Annotated in this window: 3 protein-coding genes; all 3 read left to right on the top strand. The window is 30.6% G+C overall.

Annotated elements, in window-relative coordinates:
* Positions 1 to 1,218: polymorphic toxin type 44 domain-containing protein (locus DW938_RS14370; RefSeq protein ID WP_147342412.1), on the top strand; the 1,218-nt coding region annotated here is incomplete at its 5' end.
* 21 nt (positions 1,219 to 1,239) lie between these two features.
* Entirely contained in the window at positions 1,240 to 1,791 is a 552-nt protein-coding gene (locus DW938_RS14365; RefSeq protein WP_117925507.1) for a hypothetical protein, read from the top strand.
* 736 nt (positions 1,792 to 2,527) lie between these two features.
* Positions 2,528 to 3,112 (top strand): accessory gene regulator B family protein, encoded by a 585-nt coding sequence (locus DW938_RS14355; protein ID WP_041337555.1) that lies wholly within the window; start codon positions 2,528 to 2,530, stop codon positions 3,110 to 3,112.
* Positions 3,113 to 3,215: the final 103 nt, after the last annotated feature.

Below are 3,215 nucleotides of genomic sequence, written 5' to 3'. Positions count from 1 at the left end.
GAAGTTGACACTGAAAGTGGGCTTATTACATGGGATAACGATGGCAATATTCAGTTGCCTACCTTTGAACAGTGTTTGAATAAAGTTCATGATCAGGGTTTTTCTTATGTGTTGAATGAATACAGTGATTCGATTCCAAGTTATATGCATCGATATTTTTATGGCGTTGAGATTCTTCCAATTAAGTCAAATCCCTGTGAGGAGGATTCGGATGGGGATGGATTAAATGATGGTTACGATCCTAATTCACTTTCAGCAAATAATTATAGTTCACAGATGATTGCTCTTGACAATACTGAAACTGTTACAATTATTCAAAAATGCCTTGAGTATTTGGGATATCTTGATATGCAAAATCAGGCTTACGGTACTTTTGGTGGTTTGTCAATTGCTGCTACACAACTTTTCCAATTAAATCATCGTACATTTTCAGATGGTATTTCGTTTAAAAAAGATTCAAATGATTCATATTTTATTGATCTTAATACATATTATGCTATTTTATTAGAAGCAAAAAATAACGGATTCACAGATTTAGTTGAAGACATAGTATGGTTTAATGAAAATTACACTCCAAAGACAATGCCGTTGGAAGAATTTAATGCAAGTTTAAATCCTAATAATCCAGTGTTTATATCATCTGTTAAACGGAGTGATTTTGATAAGGATAATGTATATAACGATAAGGTGGATATTTATGTATATGATTATACGCCAATATTAAATGGAATTCTCAGATATGGAGCACAGGAATTTCACTTCCATTATTATTCGTGTAATCCTTCACCCGTAGAAAGTCTTAATTATCCTTGTCAAAAATATGATAACACATCCAATAAATGTGCTCGTTTAACAGGAGATTATTCCTGGATGATTAGTCAAGTGAAAAATAATGCTCCATATGATGTAAAAACAAGCGGAAGTTGGAATAATTTCATGAAAACTGTTAATGCGAATATTCGTTTTTCGACCAGTTCATTTCCATTTTTATATTCTGACATAATTATAAATGCTGAGATATTCGGAAACATTCTCTTCGGATATGCAGGACATGCTGGTGGCTTTACGAAAAAAGAATTAGAGAGTGGTGGTAGCTTATATTCATTCGTGACAACGGGAGAATTTGATAATACAGAGGATTCAACATACGTAAGATACGGATATGATCTTTACAATAATGTGATTAAAGATTATGATTACATTCATATTTCACAGTAAGATATATCCGGGGTAATTACTATGAAAAAAAAATATATTATTGTGCTGATAGTATTAATTCCTGCTTTGTTTTTCATAATTAGTTTTATTTACAAGGAAAAAGTACATCAAGAGTATGTTAAAAACTGTTATAAGAATAACAAACAATATATGGAATCCATTGTTGATTATTTTGAAAAATATAAATATGATTCAATCCCTATGATTATATATTCACAAGATGACCATATAATCGAGAAGTGTTTAGGGAAAAATAGTGAATATATTGATTGTGGAGAAGAAACTTTTGATAAATATTTCACTTATATGCGGAATAAATACCAAAAAGACAGCCCTTATAATGTGTTTTCCTTTATTCGTGTAAACTATGATAATCAAGGAAATATGCTGATGTACTTTATAGTAAAAAACAGAAAAATTGAGAATGATAAGATACGAAATTATTACCTCGTGTATATTGATAATGAGTATAATGGACATGGTTCAGATTTAGCTATCGACAATTCCACAATCAAAAGCAAACCATTTTCAGGAAATTGGTATCTATGGTCTAAAGATGTTTTAAACGGATAATTTCAGTAATTTATTATTGCAATTAAAAAAAATAATTGCTTAATTATATTCAAAACCAAACAAGTTAAAATCGCCACTATATCTCATATCACAATAGGCACACTCTAACTGTTTAACAGGCTCTCAAAAAAACGATTTGGGAGCCTGCTTTTTAGAGTGATTGTATTTCCCTCATAATCATTGAGAACAGCTCTCTAAGGGCTTCTCCGCTTCTCTGACGGCTATAGTTAAGCAGAAGTCGGCTTGCAATGCCGTTGCGGATTTCATATACACAAAGGCAAATATTCCTTTTTAAGCGATGGATGGTTGATTTTTCGGAAACGATGTGGTATAAGTTTAATGAATTCGAAGAATATAATAGTTATACAACCCAAAATGGAAAATATACTATTTCATTAAGAAATTGCAGTGAAGCAGGTTTATCAGGTTCAATAAGATTAAATGTGTATTTGGTGCATAATGACAATGGATCAATCGAATATATTTGGAAAAAACGTCTTGATTATTACGATGATTTCACTCCATATATTAAATTTGCGGAACTCAATAATGAGGTAATTGTAAAATTTCATAAAAATATTTAACCAGCGAATTAGAAATCAAATAAATCAGAAAGAATCTATATATGAACAAATTATAAAAATAGATGAGCTTTAACGTCAAGAAATGTCATTTGACGTAAAACTATTGAAAAAAATAACTTAAACACGCTATACTAAAAGCGAGGTGATGAAAAATGATTTCAAAACTCGCAAAAGGTACGGCGTGTTTTTTTGTCGACAATAAAATAATAGAAGTGGAAGATTCTGAAGTTTATGCTTATGGAATAGAATTATTGTTATCTACAATCTTCAACTTAATTATAGCTATTATTATTGCTTTAATTTCCAATGAATTTATTCCTTGTGTTATTAATTTGACAGCGTTTGTAACTATAAGAATGTATGCCGGAGGATACCATGCTGATACGCATTGGGGATGTATGCTGACACTTGTGTGTGTACTTTCTGCTTTTATTTTAATAATAAAGACTTTTAGTACAGCTACGATAAGGTTTTTATCTCCGATTCTATGGGTTTTATCAGTATTAATTTTATATAAATTTGCACCGGTTGAACATCCAAACAAACCTATATCAGAGAAAAAGAAGATGAAGTTAAGAAAAAAATCTTTGATTTCATTTTTTATATGGACAATATTCTGCATTATTTTCTATTTTGTTAAAACAGAAGTATGCTTTTATGCAGTAACAGGAATATTTACATTAACTTGTGCAATGGTTGCAGAAAAAATAAAACTACTCATAAAATCATATTCATAACGTTGATTTTCAGTGCGGTCTACGGCATAACGGCAATAGTAACGGGACAAGCCTGCAGTATAACATATTGTCAGCCGAAAGAGCCTGAGAATTTGCATAAATT

Source organism: Ruminococcus sp. AM43-6, from assembly GCF_003461785.1.
GTDB lineage: Bacteria > Bacillota > Clostridia > Oscillospirales > Ruminococcaceae > Hominimerdicola > Hominimerdicola aceti.
The sequence above is the reverse complement of the archived record's forward strand: the minus strand, read 5'-3'. Positions and strand labels throughout refer to the sequence as shown.

What these genes read in the sequence shown, in the direction of transcription:
- DW938_RS14355 (WP_041337555.1), top strand. Translation starts at nt 2,528, where the DNA reads ATGATTTCAAAACTCGCAAAAGGTACGGCGTGTTTTTTTGTCGACAAT.
- DW938_RS14365 (WP_117925507.1), top strand. Translation starts at nt 1,240, where the DNA reads ATGAAAAAAAAATATATTATTGTGCTGATAGTATTAATTCCTGCTTTG.